This is a genomic window from Erythrobacter sp. SCSIO 43205, assembly GCF_019904235.1.
Classification (GTDB): domain Bacteria; phylum Pseudomonadota; class Alphaproteobacteria; order Sphingomonadales; family Sphingomonadaceae; genus Erythrobacter.
This window is the reverse complement of sequence record NZ_CP063202.1, coordinates 1,769,894-1,786,381: the sequence shown is the minus strand read 5'-3', so window position 1 is coordinate 1,786,381 and position 16,488 is coordinate 1,769,894. Positions and strand designations below refer to the sequence as shown.

Below are 16,488 nucleotides of genomic sequence, written 5' to 3'. Positions count from 1 at the left end.
TAAGTCCGAGCGACCTTAATTGATCGTGACTTCGAAATAGAGCGAGCGGGTGGTGCTCGCCGGAATGTCTGACAGATCGCCTGAAATCAGGTCGAGACCGCCAGTGCCGCCGCCCGCTGTAAAGCTTGCGGTGGTTCCTTCACCGTCTGAACCACCCGAGCAAGTTGCGACAGGCGTTGGGCCAGAGGTGTCAACGGTGGCTGTACCATCAACGAAGATGCCCGAGCCGGCCGTGAAGGTCACGTCCGCTGGAAGGTCATCGCTCACGGTGACGGCGGTTGCAGCAGCAGCGCCGCTGGCGTTTGTGACAGCAATACAATATTCGATCACGGCACCCGGAATTGCCTTCGGGTTGGTCGTGCCATTCACAGGATCGCTGACAATACGGCTTGATTTCACAACCGAAACCAGCGCGCCAGCCACCGAGAATTGGCCAAGATCAGAGTGGTCGCCCTGATTTGCCGCTTCTTCGGCCGTGCCCGAACCATCGGCAAGGACTGTGTCCACGCCATCAGTATTCGCGCCGCTTGTCGCCGTGATTTCTGCACCCAGAGTGCCAGCAGAGCCAGCTTCGTGTGCATCAGCTATCAGAACGATGTCGAATGTATCACCGTTGACCGCATCGGTCGTGATGTCGGCAACAACGATAACTTCGAGAGTTTGAGCGCCCGTGCCATCGTCGGCAGCCACTTCATCAAGGAAAGTGATCGCTCCAGCGTCGATTTCGGACTGTTGAAGCACGCCGTCACCGTTCGCATCGCGATAGATCGTGATGTTGTCGATATTGGCAGCGGTCCCGGCGGTCAGAACGGTTGAAAGGTCAAGGTCAACCGTATCGTTCGACAGGTTTGTCACGTCGAAGGCAAGAACAGCCTGAACCTGACCTGGTGCAACCGTCACTGGGGTCGCGCTGGTCAGATTAACGTTTACATCGACCACGCGGTCAACGGTAAAAGTGTCTGTATCCGTCACTTCTTGTTCAGTGTCGGGATTGTCCCCAACCTGATAGGTCACGCTCACCGTGTTGGTGATCGTGTCCCCGGCTGTTGTGCCGACTGCGAAAGCCGGCGTGCTGGACATGGCAATAAGCGCGACCGCGCTGACTGCCCCCAGCAATTGGGTGGATTGTCTCATTGCAAGTGGTCCTTTGCGAGTGCGCCTTGTGTCAAATTAACCGCCCACAAGGCTTGGCGGCTTGCTCCCCCCCGTTGAGGACAGCTAAGCTGGTGAATTCTCCCGCGCGTCAGCGAATGATCGCAGGGATTTGAACTTGTCCGCCGGCGCCCGGCGCGATTTCGGCGATGGTCCAACGAACATGGGTGACATCAGCATGGGTCGCGCTGCGAGCGCTGCCATCTTCGCCAGAAACGCTAAGCGAAGAAAGCGGCCCCCAGGTGTTGCCGCCATCAACCGATACGGTGAGATCTCCGTCTGCATCAGGTGCAAGGCGCACCGATGGATGGATCGGATTGGTCAGCTTGAAATTGCGGATGACCTCTTGGGTCGTGTTCTCGTAATTGGTGCGAAAGACGAGACGCGTGCCGGGCACAGTGACGCCAAGGTCGACAAGCTTCGTGACCTCTTCGCCATTGGCATCGGTGGACACTTCAACCTGTTTCACATCGCCCGTCACCACAACCGCGCTCGCCTCTTGCGCGGTGGCTGGGACAGCCACAGACACAGAGGCGAAGAGCAGTGAACTTGCGAGAATTTTCGTGAACAATTTCATGGACCTTGTCCTTGGTTCCTAAAGTTGAGTGCGTCAGTCGATCGTGACGTCAAAAGTGACTTCGTAAGTATCGCCGCCAGCGACCGTGCCGATGTCGACGCTGATCCCGCTCGCATCAGAGGCGGTGCCTTGATCGGTGTCGGCTGCATCAGTGAGAGGGTTGCCATCAAGCGCGAGGCTGCCATCGACGTAAGTCGTGTCGGCAGGGATGGCGTCAGTGATGACAAGCGCATCAAGCGTCCCATCGCCTAAAACTTCAGCGCTAAGCGTAAAGGTCGCGACAGAGCCCGGAACCACGCTGGTCCCGCCAAATGGGTCAACCACGCTCACCGCCTTGGTGAGTTCTACCGTGGTCAGGCCGATCACAAGCGAACCATTGGCAATCGCTGAGGCGCCTGTCGTGCCGACAATCGCATCGGTGCCATTGACACCTGCGCCGGCAAAGGTTGTTCCCGGTGCCCCTGTCCCTGTCGCCGCATCTGCGCGAAGCTCGACCTGGCTGGTGTCGCCGTCGGTTGTGCCGCCCGGCACGGTAACCACGACAAAAACGGTGACCGCTTCGTCAGCTGCCAATTCAGAGGTCGTCTCAGGGCCGGTGAGAACTTCATCGACCCCGTCGTCATAAACGCCGTTGCCGTTGGTATCGATTGCGATGAGGTTGACGGTTGTGTCGAAGTTATTTCCGGCAACAGCCGGGTCTGCAATAAGTGTGAAAGCTTCCGGGCCATTACCCTGATTGGTCACTTCATATGTGAGCACGGCCTCGCCGGGTTCGGCCGCAACCGGGCCGCCATCAAGCGAGGTCACCGTCACATCGAGCAACTCATCCACTGTCAGTGTGACAGTGTTTGAATCGACCGATTTTTCACCTTCGCCATCCTCATAGGTGGCTGTAGCGGTGTTTTCGATGAGTGACCCTGCAGTGACGCCCTCGGCAAGTGCCGGGGCTGCAAAGGTAAACGTCGCCAAAACAGATGTGGCGAAGAGCGAGCGAGTGAGTGCCTTGGTATCCATACCTAGAGGCAACTACTCAGTAATGGTTAGCAACTCGTTATGACCAAATGTAAAACGGCGTAAAACGCTAGGATTTCTGCGCTTTTCGGGGATTTAGATTTTCGGTTAATTTCAGCTAACCACACCATTGCGAACGCAGAATATGGGCGGCGCGGGACTTTACCGGCTTTCAATCAGAGCCAGCAAAGCAAAACTCGCCAGCCAGTGTTCACCCATATAATCACCGGCAATGTGCGGGAGAGAAGCGCTAAGATGGGTTTTGGCGCGCGCTGCCAGCAGTTGTTTTGCGCCCTCTTCGCTCAGCTTTCGCCCGATGCGAATGAGACACCAGGCGCGGCTGAGATTGAGGCCGTCAAGGTGAGCGATCTTGCCATCGCTGCGGTCTGAGACGGTGACGGGCTTGCACTCACGCTCAAGCCATCCATTTGAAAGGACAAGTGCGTCGAACCAAGGTGAAAACTGCTCGCTCGGCGTGATCTCTGCCACCAAAAGCGCAGCGGTAAGTACAGGTGAGAGAAATTCGTCGCCCCCCGGCTCCCATCCGGAATAGTTTTGTTTGTGTCCAAAGGCTTCCACCGCCCAGCTTTCAATCCTCGAAAGAAGATCAGGATCATTTTCCCTGCTCCATTCGCCTGCGAGCACCAGTGCAAAAGCGGTGTTGAAATGGGTGCCAACGGTGATCGGATAGGTGAGGATATGCAGGTATTGGTCAAGGCGCTCAGCGAGAAAGCGCGCCATGGGTTCTAACCGCTTGTCCCATACCTGATCATCATGGCGCGATGCTTCGAGCTGGAGATAAAGCAACCAGGCCCAGCCATAAGGGCGCTCCCACCCGCGCGAAGTGGGGCGCTGCAAATAGGCTAGCTCGACCGCGAGTTTCTCCTCGGTGAAGGTCGTTTCAGCGAGCGCCGTGATTTCTTGCGCCTCAGGAATGGAGGGAAAAAGCCGCCGTAAGGTCAACAAAAGCCACCAGGAGTGCACGCAGGAATGCCAGTCAAAGCTACCGAAAAACGCAGGATGCAGCGCCCGCGGTGTCAGCGTATCCTCATCCCCTGCCATCGCGTGCATCGGCTGATTGGGATATTCCTTGGCGACATGGCCCAGAGCAATCTGTGCGAATTTGCGCGCGGTGGCATCGTCCAGGGTGTGCTTCATTTCCATAGGACGAACGCTCCCACATAGATGATCACGACATTGCACACCCACAGCGGCACAGCGGTCCCCACCTGTTGTCGAATGACGGCGTTCTGGTCTTTGAGTTCAAGTAGCGCGGCTGGCACGATGTTGAAATTGGCCGCCATCGGGGTGAGCAAGGTTCCGCAGAAGCCCGCGAGCATCCCGACCGCACCGATCACCGCCGGATTGCCGCCATACCCTTCAACCAGTAGCGGGATACCAATTGCCGCAGCCATCACCGGGAAAGCGGCAAAGGCGTTGCCCATGATCATCGTGAACAGCGCCATGCCCAACGCAAAGACGACCACGGTGAGAAACACGCTGCCTTCAGGGATCGCCGCGCCCGCTATCCCGCCTATAATCTCCCCCACTCCGGCAAGCGCGAATACAGCGCCAAGGGCAGCCAGCATCTGCGGTAAGATTGCTGCCCAACCGATTGAATCGATGAGTCTACGCCCCTCTTCAGCAGGCGCCAGAACGGACGGTCTAAGCCACGCAATCGCGCCGCCCAAAGCGAGCAGACTGCCAATACAAAAGAGGATCAGCGTGGTTTGACGCTCGGCAAACAGGCCAAGCTCGCCTAGCGGTGAAAAATTGTAGAGCAGCGTCCCCGCAACCGCCACTACAGGGACGACTAAGGCAGGCAAAAACAGATTGTTACCAAGGGATGTTGACAAACTTTCTCGCGCATCCGGATCGGTCGTTTCAGGGTCAGATCGCCTCAATCCGCCCAGTGCTGCGATGGCGACCAGCCCCAGGACGATGAGTCCATTGGCAAGATCGCTAAGGTGAGAGCCGAAGAAAAAACTGACCGCGAGAAGACCCCAAAAACACGCATTTCCAATGTTTTGTGAGCGCAAGCTAAGAGCGGATGTCACAGCGAAAAACACGCCGAGTAGGATATAAAGCCATTCGTAGGAAATCATGCCACGTCCTCCCCTATCGACGCGGCTCTCACCCGCGCCAATCGCCGGTCAAACGCATTGATGCGATAGCCATGAATGACAAAGGCGCAGATTGCCGTGGGGATCGCCCATACCGATAATTGCAGCGGGGTAAGCGGATAACCGTAAGTTTCAAAAACGCCTTGGATCAGAAGGATAGAGGCGATAGCTAAGAAAATGTCTTCGCCAAAGAACAGGCCGATATTGTCAGTCGCCGCCGACATGGCTTTCACCTTTTCGCGTTCCTCTTCGGGCAAGTCCCCATGCGATTTGACAGCCGCCGCTTCTGCCATTGGAGCGACCAGTGGCCGCACGGTTTGCGGGTGGCCGCCAATGCTGGTGAGGCCAAGCGCAGCGGTTGCCTGACGGAACAGCAAATAGACCGTCAAAAGTTTGCCCATCGTCGCGCCGCGAACACCTTCGATCACGGCTCTTGCGCGCTGTTGCAGGCCGTATCGTTCAAGCAGACCAATCAGCGGCAGGATAATCCATGTGACCGAAATATAGCGGTTGTCGTTAAACGCCTTTCCCAAGGCTTCAACCACCGCGACAATATCGAGCCCCGCAAGAAGCCCCGTCGCAAGCGCCGCGCTCACCACCACCAGAAGCGGGTTGAACTTTAGCGCGAAACCTAAAATGACCAGAGCGATACCTAAAAGGGGCCAATAGTTCATTCAGCTGTCCCTTCTCCAAATCCGCCGCCGTATCCCCCGCCACCGGGCGTCAAGATAACGAAAGTGTCGCTTACGGCCATCTCGGCGCTGTCGGTCGCGGTAAGCTCTTCGCGAGAGCCATCAACCCGCTCAACCCAGTTGCGCCCCGGTTCAGCATCGCCTCCCCCGGCAAGCCCGCGCGGTGGCACTGCGCGGCGATTGGCGAGCATATTGGCGCGCATTTCCTCAAGGAAGGTGACGCGCCGCACTGTCCCGTCGCCGCCCTTATGCGCGCCCTTCCCGCCAGAGCCGCGCCGGATCGAAAACTCGTCCAATCGCACAGGAAGGCGCGTCTCCAGTATTTCAGGATCGGTAAGACGCGAATTGGTCATATGCGTCTGAACTGCGCTCGTCCCATCATGATCGGGCCCTGCGCCAGACCCGCCGCAAATCGTCTCGTAATATTGATGGCGTTCATTGCCGAAGGTGAAATTGTTCATCGTCCCTTGCGAGGGAGCGAGCTTTCCAGTTGCCGCAAAAAGCGTGTCGGTGACCGCCTGGCTCGTTTCGACATTGCCAGCGACAACGGCTGCACCGGGACGAGGGTTCAGCATGGAGCCTTCGGGCACAATCAACTCGACTGGCCGCAAGCACCCGTCATTCATCGGGATCGCATCGTCGATCAGCGTGCGCAGGACGTACAATGCCGCCGCCCTTGTGATGGACTTGGGCGCGTTGAAATTGTCCGGCAATTGCTGCGATGTACCAGTAAAGTCGAAAACTGCAGAGCGGCTCTCTTTGTCGATGCGAATGGCGACTTGAACCTGTGCACCGTTGTCGAGATGAGTTGTAAACGCGCCATCTTCCAGCCGGTCAAGCAGGCGGCGCACGCTTTCTTCTGCATTGGCGATGACATGGCCCATGTAAGCGGCAACAACGTCTGCGCCTTGATCGCTCGCCGCCCCGGTCAGCAATTCTGCTCCCCTCGTGCAAGCCGCCAGTTTTGCGCGAAGGTCGGAGATATTGCGTGTCGGGCTGCGCGCCGGGTACTTGGCACAGGCCAATACCTCGCGCACCGCCTCTTCGCGAAACACACCCTCATCCACCATCAACAGGTTGTCGATGAGCACGCCCTCTTCCTCGATCGTGCGACTTTCAGGAGGCATTGAACCCGGCGCAATACCGCCAATGTCAGCATGGTGGCCGCGCGCAGCGACAAAGGCGTCGGGAGCCTTGCTTGCCACATCATAGAACACCGGCACGATCACGGTGATGTCGGGCAGATGCGTGCCACCACGATAAGGATCGTTCAGCACATAGGCATCCCCGCGCCTGAAGCCGCGCCCGTCCCTTTTGTCACTGCGCGCTTCAATCACGCGCGCGACGCTGTCTCCCATGCTGCCAAGGTGCACCGGGATATGCGGCGCATTGGCAATGAGGCTGCCTTGCGCATCAAACAGCGCGCAGGAGAAATCGAGCCGTTCCTTGATGTTCACAGAAGTCGCGGTCGATTGTAGCACCACGCCCATCTCTTCGGCGATGGCCATGAACAGGTTGTTGAATATCTCAAGGCGCACCGGATCGACCTTCGTCCCCACCGCCTGTTCACGCTCAAGCGGGATGTGGCGGGTAAGGATAAGGCTCGCATCCGCCGCCATGACCGCTTGCCATCCCTCTTCGACCACAGTGGTTGAACCCGGATCAATGATAAGCGCAGGGCCTGCCACGATCTCGCCTTCACAAAGCGCTGCACGCTCGACCGTGCGCCAATCACCCGAAGGTCCAGCGTCGACAGGCTCTGGCGCGGCCTTTGTCTTTCCCAAGCCGCCCGCGGTTCCGCTGGCTTCAACGCTTAAAGCTTCAAGGACGATCGCAGCCTTTTCGTCGGTGTAACCAAATTGGTGGCGATGCAGCTTTCGGAAAGATGCGTCCATTTGCGCCACTTCACCGCAATCCACGGTGAGCATGGAATCGCTTCCCTCAAACCTCAGCCGGGCGCGCGGGGTGATGGTAATCGCGCTTTGCGCAATCCCCTGGTCGAGCAAAGCCGTGCGCGCCTCTTCTTCAAGCCTGGTAAGCGGGCCTTCGAAGCTTTCCTCCAAAGGCTGGACAAGGCTGACCTCGCGAATGGCTTTGACCGGGGCCAAGCCAATACCGAAAGCCGAGAGTATGCCAGCAAGCGGATGGACCAGAACCGTCTCCATCCCAAGCTCATCGGCAACCTTGCAAGCGTGCTGTCCCCCTGCCCCACCAAAGCAGGCGAGCGCATATTCGGTGACGTCATGGCCCCGCGCAACAGAGATCTTGCGGATGGCATTGGCCATATTATCCACCGCGATGGCGAGGAAGCCTTCAGCGATCTCGTTGAGCGGTTTGGGTTCGGGAAGCGCGTCTGCCACCCTCTGCAATGCCATGCGCGCAGCGTCGCGGTCGAGCGGTTCATCGCCATTCGCGCCAAAGACGCTGGGGAAGAAGGCAGGATCAATGCGGCCCAAGAACAGGTTGCAATCAGTAACGGTAAGCGGCCCGCCCTTGCGATAACAAGCAGGGCCCGGATCAGCGCCAGCACTATGCGGCCCCACGCGAAAACGCGCGCCGTCAAATTCGCAGATTGAGCCCCCGCCAGCGGCAACCGTGTGGATTTGCATCATCGGCGCTGCCACGCGGACCCCGGCGACGACGCTGTCTGAGGTGAGTTCATATTCTCCTGCGAAATGGGCCACATCGGTGCTGGTCCCGCCCATGTCGAAACCGATGAGCCTGGTGTGGCCAAGAGGCGCTGAGGCGGCGACCATGCCAACAACGCCTCCTGCAGGCCCGGAGAGGATCGCATCCTTGCCACGGAATGCGCCCACCTGTGCCAAACCGCCATTGGACTGCATAAAGCGTACAGCATCCGCGTGGGGAAGCTCGGCTTGCAGCGTGTCAGTGTAGCGTTTGAGCACCGGCGACAAATAGGCATCCACCACTGTCGTATCGCCGCGCGGGACAAGTTTGATCAGCGGGGCGACCTCGTGGCTTACGCTCACCTGCGAAAAACCCAGCTCGCGCGCAATCGCGGCAAGGCGCGCCTCATGCTCGCGATATTTCCAGCCGTGCAAGAGGACGATAGCAATTGCATCGAAGCCCTCTTTGCGCAGCTTTACCAAATCAGCGCGCGCCGCCTCTTCATCAAGCGGCTCAAGGATCTCGCCATCAACGCTCACGCGCTCTGCGACCTCAATGACCGTTTCAGGCAATTGCTCTGGCAAGACGATATGCCGGGCAAAGATGTCAGGGCGCGCCTGTGTGCCAATTCGCAAGGCATCGCCAAACCCGCGCGTAATCGCGAGCGCCAGACGCTCCCCCTTGCGTTCAAGCAAGGCGTTAGTGGCAACCGTGGTTCCGATACGAAGCTCTGCAATCGGCCCTTCGCCATGAGCCTTCATCAAGCGGCGCACCGCCTCGCTCGCCGCATCAGCGTAATGATCCGGATTTTCCGACAAGAGCTTGTCTGTCACAAGCTCACCCTCAGGCGTCAGCGCGACCACATCGGTAAAGGTTCCCCCGCGATCAATCGCAAAGCGCCAAGCTGTCATGAGGGATCCTTTGATCGATTCTGATGAGGCCTGCACCTTGTCTTGCAAGGCGATGTCTCAAGGTCAAACCCCGCGCCATACAAGGCGCGCGATTATGCCCGCAAACCGACCCCCGGAAAGTCCCTCAGCAATCATCCTCAGGGCTTGCCCGCAGGTCCCAAGTTAAAAGTCATTCGTTAGTTTTCGAGTAACCCTTTTTGTGAGCGGTGCGTTAACCACATCCCCTAGGCGCACCGCTCGTTGAAAAGTTGCAAATCCAGCGAGGTCACCCATGCCCAACGCTTTCCAGTTCCGATCTCTTCTTGGCAAAGCGCCAGCAAAGAGCAGTGAAACACTCCAAGGTGCCGAAACCGCAGCGCCGCGCATCAGTGCGTCTGCAAGCGAGCATTCGCCCCCTGAGCCCTCGCGCGCCAAACGTTCGCAAGCCATTCGGGACAATCTCGAAATGCTGATGAACCAAGTCGAGCACGCCCGCCGCGATGCCGATCAGATGATGGAAGAAATGTCCGCGCTCGAAATCGATGCTGGCATGGCCAAGTCGCTCCGCCACGAAAATGATGCCTTGCGCGATCAACTTGATGATGCAGCGCGCGAAATCATGGCTGAAGCTGCCAAGGCGCAAAATGCATCGCGCGAAATCAACCGCCTTAAAGAAGAAGTCTCCCGCATCCGCGCTGACTATGAAAAGAGCCAGCGCGAGGCGAGCGCCAACAAGCTCGATGCTGAGCGGATCGAGGACCGCCTTCGCGCCGCTACCGCTTCATTGAATGAAACCAAGCGCGAGCTTGAGATGCAACGCGAGGCCAAGGAAAAGGCCGAGGTCGATGCCGCTTGCCTGCGCGCCAATCTGGCCGAACGCGACCGGGCGCAGAGCAATCTTCTCCAGCAGGAAACAGAGCTGCGGATGCAGGCTGCCAAGCTGCAGACCCAATATGACGAAGTGACAGAGGCCCTTGCGCGCAAAGAACGCAGCGTGCTTGAAAAAATTTCGCAAGTTGAAAGCCAGAAGGATCGCATCGCCGATCTGGAAGCGGACAACGAGGCCGCGCGCGAAGAATTGCGCGTTTTGGGCAACAAATATTCCGATCTTAAAGTCAGCCAGGAATCGCGCATCTATTCGCTTAACGATGGATTGAACCAAGAGCGCGAGAGCCACCAGATGACCCGCAAGCTTTTGGAAGAAGCGCGCGATTCCAATGAGCTTTTGAGCGATGAGGTGGCGACCCTCAAAGCGCAAGGGCTCAATTCCACACAGGACCAGCAAAAAGCCCAGCGCGAGCTTGCCTCAGCGCGAACCCAGCTGCGCGAATATGGCGACAAGCTAAAAGAAGCGCATTTCCGACTTGCCGCTGCCGAAGGCGATATTCAGCGTCTCGAAAACGCGCTTGATGATGCGAAGAAAGACGCAATCAGCCTGCGTCGAGAAGCAAGCAAGTCTGATCAATTGCTTCGCGAAAACACTGACCTTCACGAAAAGGTCGCCAGTCTTCAGGAACGCCTCGATCGTTATCGCGGAAGCAGCATGGCGGACGATGTGCCGGTCATGCTGTCCAGCGCCAAACGTTCGACCCGTACTGCGTCCGCTACTGCAAAAAGCGATGATGAACGGGTCACTTCGGGCGCGCAAAATGTCGCGCGGATCGTTCGGCGATAGACTAAAACAGTTCCCCAACCGGGGTGGCTCCAAAAAGCAACGGGTTCAAGCCGCTCCTGATTTCTCAGGGCCTTGAACCCTGCGCTTGATTGGGGCGCTTAATCCATGTGTTTCAGGCCAACGCGCAGGTAATCCCAACCCGTGATGCAGGTGAGCCCCGCGGCCAGCCACAGGCTCGCCAAACCAACAACGTGCACCCAGCTTTCGGCAATCGTGTCGCAATCGGGCGCATCAAGCGATTGGCATGGCTGCCCATGCACCGCCCCGCCAAGGATCAATGCGCCCAAAGCAATCAACTGAAAGGTTGTTTTCCATTTGGCGAGCTTGGTTACGGGAACCGACACTTGTATCCCGCCCAGAAATTCGCGCAGGCCCGATACGGTGATCTCGCGCACCAGAATAATGCCGCCTGCGATCACATGAAGGTCGCCGACGTAAGGCCCGCGAAGATACCCTTGCGCGGTAAGGATCAGGATAACAGCCGCTACCATGATTTTGTCGGCGATGGGATCAAGAAAAACCCCCAGTTTCGACACAGTCCCTTGCGCCCGCGCCAGATAGCCATCGAAGAAATCGGTGATCGCAATCACACAATAAAGCGCAAAACCAATAAGATAGCCAAGCTTCCAATCCGGCCACCACAGGAAGAATCCCAACAAAGGCACCGCAAAAATGCGCGATAAGGTCAAGATGTTGGGCAGCGTCAACATGGCTAAAAACCGCCTTTAGCGAGGAAATGCGTCAAGCAAAACAGTTTGCGTGTTCACAGCCTCACTTATGGACAGGTGTACACCTGTGCCCTTGTGTGTGCAGCCCAAAGCTTTAGATAAGCGGCAGCGAAGAGGACGCCGGGACGCTAAGAAACGCATGACCACATCAACGCATCTCTTGCGCCAGAAGCGCTTCTTGCCGCTGATGGTCACGCAGTTCTTCAACGCCTTCAACGACAATCTCTACAAGACTGCGATGGTCTTGTTCGTGGTCTATTCGATCTACAATTCGGAAAGTCAGGAAGCCATTTTCAGCGGCGCGGCCTCGCTTATCTTCGTTGCGCCCTTCGTCCTGTTTTCTGCGCTCGCCGGGCAATTGGCGGACACGCGCGATAAAGCGGCAATCATCCGGATTGTAAAGCTGTGCGAAATTGGCTGGGCGAGCCTTGGCGCGCTTGGCCTTTTCATGGTGTGGCAAGGGGTTGAGGTGCACACGGCCGGTATTCCGCTGTTGCTGATCGTGCTCTTCCTTGCCTCCACGCAAAGCGCATTTCTGGGCCCCATCAAATATGCGATCCTGCCTCAGCAATTGAAACCCGAAGAGGTTTTGTCGGGCACCGGACTGGTCGAGGCAGGCACCTATATCGCGATCCTTGGTGGCACCATTCTTGCCGGTTTCGTCGATGTGCAAGTGTCCCTGGTGCTGGTCATTATCATCGCATTCATGGGCTATTATTCGGCCCGCTTTGTGCCGGATGCCCCTCCGCTTAGCGATTATGAAATGCACTTTCCGCTGCTCGAACCTTTCGCGGCAAACACCAAAAGCCGGGTGAAGCGCTGGCTTGGCTATCCCTTTGTTGCCATCGCCGATCAGGTGGTGATGAGTGCGCGTCTGATCAAAGAGGTGAAGCAAAACCGCCAGATATGGCTCGCGATTGTCGCAATCAGCTTTTTCTGGACCATGGGGGCAGTGCTCTTCATCCTCTTCCCGCCTCTGGCAAAAAACCAGCTTCTCGCCACCCCTGAAGTCGCCAGCCTGTTCCTGGTGATCTTCTCGCTCGGAATTGCGCTTGGCTCGGTGGGCATCAACGCTCTTTTGAAAGGCAAGGTGTCTGCCCGCTTTGGCCCGGTCGCGGTTGTGATTATGGGCGGATTTCTGATCGGCGCCTATCTGGTGGCAAAGGCTTGGACGCCCAATGCTGCGGGCGAGCTTTTGCCGATTGAAGAATGGATTTTCGAGCCGCTTGCCGTGCCTTTGTCCTTCATGCTTTTGGGTGTATCGACAGCGGGCGGGATGTTCGTCGTGCCGCTCTATGCGTTTTTGACCACGCATTGCGCGAAAGACGCGGCGAGCCGCACGATTGCGGTCAACAATATCGTCAACTGCATTTGTATGGTGCTGGGCTCAGCGCTTGCGATTGGCCTTACCGCAATTGGGCTTCCCGTGGTCGAGCAATTGCTGGTCGCCGCCGGGATGACGATTGTTTCAGCATGGCTGGGCTGGAAGCTTTACCGCGCCGAAAAGGACGCCGGAAACGAGTTGTTTTAGAGGATAAAGACCAGCACCGCTGCGAAAACCGCGAAATAGGTGGTCGCAAAGCCGCGAATGTCGTCCCTCGTCAGCCGCCAGAAGCTTGTCGCAGCTTGATCATGATCAACACTCGTTACGTGCGGCGGAAGGCTTGCGCGAAATGGATGGCGTGCTGCTTCATTAGTGAGAACCAGCGAACGACGCCTGCGACCCGCCAGACGGCGGCTTTCAATTTCAGGTCCGGCTTCCATTTCAAGGAAGCTTTCAACAGTCATTGTTTTCGTTGTCATGGGGCCATGGTTTAAGACTTTCTTAACCTTTGGCCACAAGCGAGTTGGCGCTGCCCCCAAGCGGGACAGTTAGCCACATTGTTGGTTAATTCCCAAGGCACCCTAACCCACTGGATCAAGGTTGGCATGACCATTTGCACTCGCCTTTCGACCCGTCTAACGCTGGAGCCTTAGACAAGAAGGTTTCAAGATGGCGCAAGAAACGAAAACAGCGGCTCAGCTTTTGGTCGAGTGTCTTGAGGAACAGGGTACCAGCCGTATTTTTACAGTGCCGGGCGAAAGCTTCCTCGCGGTGCTTGATGCGCTCCACGATCAAAGCGTGATTGAAACGGTCGTGTGCCGACAGGAAGGGGGCGCGGCCTTCATGGCGTGCGCAGATGGTGCGATGAGCGCTGGCGGCGACACCTTGCGCCCCGGCGTTGCCTTTGTCACGCGCGGGCCCGGCGCGACCAATGCTTCCATCGGCGTTCATGTCGCGCATCAGGATGCACAGCCCATGATCCTGTTTGTGGGAGATGTCGCGCGCCCGTGCCGCGACCGCGAGGGTTTTCAAGAAGTGAATTTCGAAGCCTTCTTTGGCCCCATCGCCAAATGGGCCGCGCGAATTGACGACCCTTTGCGCGTGCCCGAATATATCGCGCGCGCATACTCGGTTGCCGTGAACGGGCGGCCCGGCCCAGTAGTCCTCGCCCTGCCCGAAGATATGCTGTGCGATGCTGTGCCCACTGACCTCAAGCCGCGCCCCTACGCCGCGCGCCCGGCGCAGGCTGTTTGCCCCGATGCAATGCAGGCAATGTTTGGCCTTCTTGCCGATGCGGCCAGCCCGATTGCAATTATCGGTGGCGCAGGATGGAACTCCAAGGCGCGTCTTGCCTTTCAGCAATTCGCAGAACGCATCGGCTTGCCGGTCGCGACCGCTTTCAGGCGGCAAGACGCGATTGATCCGTCTTCGCCAGTCTATGCTGGCAATCTCGGCTATGGCCCCAATCTTAAACTGGTCGAGCGGGTTAAAAACGCAGACCTCATCATCGCTGTCGGCGCGCGCCTGGGCGAGGCGACAACCGATGGCTACACTCTCATCACACCCGATCACCCGGATCAGACATTGGTGCATATCCACCCCGACCCTGACGAGCTTGGCCGGGTGTACCGCGCTGATTTGGCGCTCGCCTGCTCGGTCGATGAATTTGCCGAGGCAGCGAGCCTTTGGGAAGATGCGAGCATTATCCCTTTTGACGCAGGTCAAGAGGCAAACGGCGAATGGCGCGAATGGGCGACTTATTCGGCGTCAAATAACGCGCCCGACCTCGATATGGCAGCCTGCGTCACCGCCATGCGCGAGGCGTTGCCGCCGGATACGATCATCTGCAATGGCGCAGGCAATTTCTCGGGTTGGTGGCACCGATACTGGCGCTATGCCGGCTATCCAAGCCAACTTGCCCCAACCTGCGGTGCGATGGGATATGGCGTGCCTGCAAGCGTAGCGGCGGCGCTTCGTCAACCGGATACAATGGTTGTCGCGGTCGCTGGCGACGGCGATTTTATGATGAATGGTCAGGAGCTTGCGACCGCTGCGCAATATGGCGTGAACCTGTTAGTGCTTGTAGTCGATAACAGCGCATACGGCACAATTCGGATGCATCAGGAACGCGAGTATCCAGCCCGCGTTTCGGGCACGCAACTCATCAATCCTGATTTTGCCATGCTCGGCGCGAGCTATGGTGCGTGGAGCACCGCCGTCAGCACGACCGATGAGTTCAAGGCCGCTCTGACCGAAGCAAAGGCCCGCGATGGCCTGCGCCTCATCCACATGAAGATTGACGTCGAACAACTCGCGGCCAGCGGGGCAACGGTAAGCGGGCTTCGCGCAAAAGCGTAAGCCCGCCCCGCCGATTGATCAGCGCATCGTCATCCCGCCATCGACCATATATTCAGAGCCCGACACATAGGATGCCTGATCGGACAAGAGGAACAAAGCGACCTGCGCTGCTTCCTTGGATGTGCCAAGCCGGCCCAGCGGCACTTGCTCCTGAATTTGCTCCAGAAACTGTTCCTTTTCGTCATCGGAAAAGCCCATTCCGTTCATGAAATTCGTGTCGATGGGTCCGGGCGCAACCGAATTTACGCGAATGTCGCGCGGAGCCAGCGCTGATGCCCAGCTGCGTGTGAGAGCGCTCACAGCGCCTTTTGTCGCCGCATAAACAGCGCCTTCGGCCTGTCCCAAATATGGCGCAACCGAAGAGGTGAGCAGCACCGCTCCGCCATCGGTTAGCGCAGGCATCAATTCAGCCATCTGAAGCACTGGTCCGCGCACATTCACATTGTGCATATTGTCGAAGAAATCGACCTCGACCTCTTCGGTGGGGCCGAATTTGCCATAACCTGCATTAAGCCACAGACCGTCAATCGCACCCATTTGCTCTTTCACCTTCGCGCCAAGCTCTTTGGCAGCTTCGGGATCGGAGGCGTCGTTGCGAAGGACGAGCGAGCCCGACGGCAACGCTTTACCCGCCTCATCGAGATGGTCCTGTGTAGTCCCGGTCACGGCCACTTCGCCGCCCTCTTCAACGATCATCTTGGCAGCTTCGAGGCCCATGCCGCTTGTGCCGCCAGTGATAAGGATGCGCTTGTTTTCGAACCGGTTCATAATGTCTCCGTGGGGTTGGGGGTTTTCTTATCCCGCCTACAGAGCACTTGACCCATGGTTCCATCAAAAGGACCGCTTGAAACCCATCACTCTTGCGCCATCTGGCAAATAATGTCCCATTCCTCAGGCGTGATCTTGGCAACTGAGAGGCGCGACATTCGCACCAGTTCGCAATCGGCAAGACGTGGCTCGCTCTTGATCTGTTTAAGGCTCACAGGGTTGTCAAACTTGCGCTTGGGCTTCACCTTGACCGCAGCCCATTTGCCCGTCTCATCGGTCGGATCGCCAATGCCAGCCACGCTCACCACGCAAATGCCGACAATCTCCAAACCCTCGCGCGAGTGGTAGAAGAAACATTCATCGCCCACTTCCATCGCTTTGAGATTGAGCTTGGCCGAATGGTTGCGAACACCGCTCCAAACACCCTCCCCTTCTTCGACAAGATCATCCCAGCTGTATTCAAACGGCTCGGACTTCATCAACCAGTAGCTCGGCGATTTTGGGGTCTTTGTGTCATCAGGCATGAAGCAATTTCTCCGATCAGCAAAAAGTTAGCTGACAC

The 16,488-nt window shown here is 57.7% G+C and carries 14 protein-coding genes; 3 read left to right on the top strand and 11 right to left on the bottom strand.

What is annotated here, in order from left to right; all coding sequences use genetic code 11:
- Positions 1-15: 15 nt before the first annotated feature.
- The 7 genes from INR77_RS08330 to INR77_RS08300 all read right to left on the bottom strand — a co-directional run bounded on the left by INR77_RS08330 (position 16) and on the right by INR77_RS08300 (position 9,094).
- Complete coding sequence (locus INR77_RS08330; RefSeq protein ID WP_223070625.1) at positions 16-1,134, bottom strand: hypothetical protein; 1,119 nt, start codon at positions 1,132-1,134, stop codon at positions 16-18.
- A 109-nt stretch (positions 1,135-1,243) separates the two neighbouring features.
- A complete protein-coding gene (locus INR77_RS08325) occupies positions 1,244-1,729 on the bottom strand; it encodes a hypothetical protein (RefSeq protein ID WP_223070624.1) in 486 nt (161 codons plus the stop codon).
- Positions 1,730-1,762: 33 nt separating this feature from the next.
- Positions 1,763-2,743 (bottom strand): hypothetical protein, encoded by a 981-nt coding sequence (locus INR77_RS08320; protein WP_223070623.1) that lies wholly within the window; start codon positions 2,741-2,743, stop codon positions 1,763-1,765.
- Between the two features lie 159 nt (positions 2,744-2,902).
- A complete protein-coding gene (locus tag INR77_RS08315) occupies positions 2,903-3,898 on the bottom strand; it encodes a DUF2891 domain-containing protein (protein ID WP_223070622.1) in 996 nt (331 codons plus the stop codon).
- Positions 3,895-4,845 (bottom strand): DUF979 domain-containing protein, encoded by a 951-nt coding sequence (locus tag INR77_RS08310; protein WP_223070621.1) that lies wholly within the window; start codon positions 4,843-4,845, stop codon positions 3,895-3,897. Before INR77_RS08310 ends, INR77_RS08315 begins: the two co-directional genes overlap by 4 nt.
- Positions 4,842-5,537, bottom strand: a complete 696-nt coding sequence (locus INR77_RS08305; RefSeq protein ID WP_223070620.1) for a DUF969 domain-containing protein — start codon at positions 5,535-5,537, stop codon at positions 4,842-4,844. Before INR77_RS08305 ends, INR77_RS08310 begins: the two co-directional genes overlap by 4 nt.
- Positions 5,534-9,094, bottom strand: coding sequence for a hydantoinase B/oxoprolinase family protein (locus tag INR77_RS08300; RefSeq protein ID WP_223070619.1), 3,561 nt, complete (start codon positions 9,092-9,094; stop codon positions 5,534-5,536). Before INR77_RS08300 ends, INR77_RS08305 begins: the two co-directional genes overlap by 4 nt.
- A 271-nt stretch (positions 9,095-9,365) precedes the next feature.
- On the opposite strand from INR77_RS08300, the gene INR77_RS08295 reads away from it, so the two are divergent.
- Complete coding sequence (locus tag INR77_RS08295; RefSeq protein WP_223070618.1) at positions 9,366-10,748, top strand: hypothetical protein; 1,383 nt, start codon at positions 9,366-9,368, stop codon at positions 10,746-10,748.
- A gap of 98 nt (positions 10,749-10,846) precedes the next feature.
- Here the strand turns inward: INR77_RS08295 and pgsA are convergent, their stop codons facing one another.
- A complete protein-coding gene (pgsA, locus tag INR77_RS08290) occupies positions 10,847-11,458 on the bottom strand; it encodes a CDP-diacylglycerol--glycerol-3-phosphate 3-phosphatidyltransferase (RefSeq protein ID WP_223070617.1) in 612 nt (203 codons plus the stop codon).
- Between the two features lie 157 nt (positions 11,459-11,615).
- Here pgsA and INR77_RS08285 point away from each other — a divergent pair, with 157 nt between their 5' ends.
- Positions 11,616-13,007, top strand: coding sequence for an MFS transporter (locus INR77_RS08285; protein ID WP_223070616.1), 1,392 nt, complete (start codon positions 11,616-11,618; stop codon positions 13,005-13,007).
- Here the strand turns inward: INR77_RS08285 and INR77_RS08280 are convergent.
- Positions 13,004-13,279, bottom strand: coding sequence for a hypothetical protein (locus tag INR77_RS08280; protein WP_255573702.1), 276 nt, complete (start codon positions 13,277-13,279; stop codon positions 13,004-13,006). The genes INR77_RS08285 and INR77_RS08280 overlap by 4 nt on opposite strands.
- A 190-nt stretch (positions 13,280-13,469) precedes the next feature.
- On the opposite strand from INR77_RS08280, the gene INR77_RS08275 reads away from it, so the two are divergent.
- Complete coding sequence (locus INR77_RS08275) at positions 13,470-15,158, top strand: thiamine pyrophosphate-binding protein (RefSeq protein WP_223070615.1); 1,689 nt, start codon at positions 13,470-13,472, stop codon at positions 15,156-15,158.
- 18 nt (positions 15,159-15,176) lie between these two features.
- Here INR77_RS08275 and INR77_RS08270 read toward each other — a convergent pair whose 3' ends face one another.
- The gene (locus INR77_RS08270; protein ID WP_223070614.1) at positions 15,177-15,926 is read right to left on the bottom strand and encodes an SDR family oxidoreductase; all 750 of its coding nucleotides are present in this window, start codon (positions 15,924-15,926) and stop codon (positions 15,177-15,179) included.
- A gap of 86 nt (positions 15,927-16,012) precedes the next feature.
- Complete coding sequence (locus INR77_RS08265) at positions 16,013-16,450, bottom strand: EVE domain-containing protein (protein ID WP_255573701.1); 438 nt, start codon at positions 16,448-16,450, stop codon at positions 16,013-16,015.
- Positions 16,451-16,488: the final 38 nt, after the last annotated feature.